The organism is Pseudoalteromonas sp. c7(2019) (assembly GCF_011378625.1).
GTDB classification, from domain to species: Bacteria; Pseudomonadota; Gammaproteobacteria; order Enterobacterales; family Alteromonadaceae; genus Pseudoalteromonas; species Pseudoalteromonas arctica.
Genome location: NZ_WTKS01000094.1, coordinates 1 through 429, shown reverse-complemented (window position 1 = coordinate 429; position 429 = coordinate 1). Strand labels below are relative to the sequence as shown.

General features: G+C 37.1%; 2 protein-coding genes. Both read right to left on the bottom strand.

The window, feature by feature from the left end; genetic code table 11:
• Window positions 1-238 (bottom strand): flagellar basal body protein (locus GQR38_RS20145; protein WP_240920065.1); only part of this gene is annotated, 238 nt, incomplete at its 3' end.
• Window positions 239-278: 40 nt separating this feature from the next.
• The coding region (locus GQR38_RS20140) for a flagellar basal body rod C-terminal domain-containing protein (protein ID WP_277344172.1) at window positions 279-429 on the bottom strand (151 nt) is incomplete at its 5' end.

Sequence of the window (429 nt, the reverse complement as noted above, 5' to 3'; positions counted from 1 at the left end):
TTTTTTGCACTGCGACCACTTTGGCACCCGACCCCATCATTAAACCTGAAGGAAGTTTGGTATTTTGTGTTGCATTTGCGCCAGGTTGGTTAACATTTTGGTACAAAAGATCTTCAAAAATAGCACGGCTCTTTTTAAAGCCAACCGTACTCGCATTGGCTAAGTTATTTGAAATGGTGGCAACGTTAGTTTGCTGCGCATCTAACCCTGTTTTACTGATCCATAATGCAGAATGCATACCTTTCCCCTTAATTATTTGTTAATGCAGATAAAATGACTTAAACAACTCTTAATAACGTGTCTGAACTTTCATCCATTTCTTCCGCTTTTTTCATCATTTTTATTTGCATTTCAAAACTACGTTGTAAGTTAATTAGGCTCGTTAACTCACTACTTAAATTGACATTTGATGCTTCTAATGCGCCATTC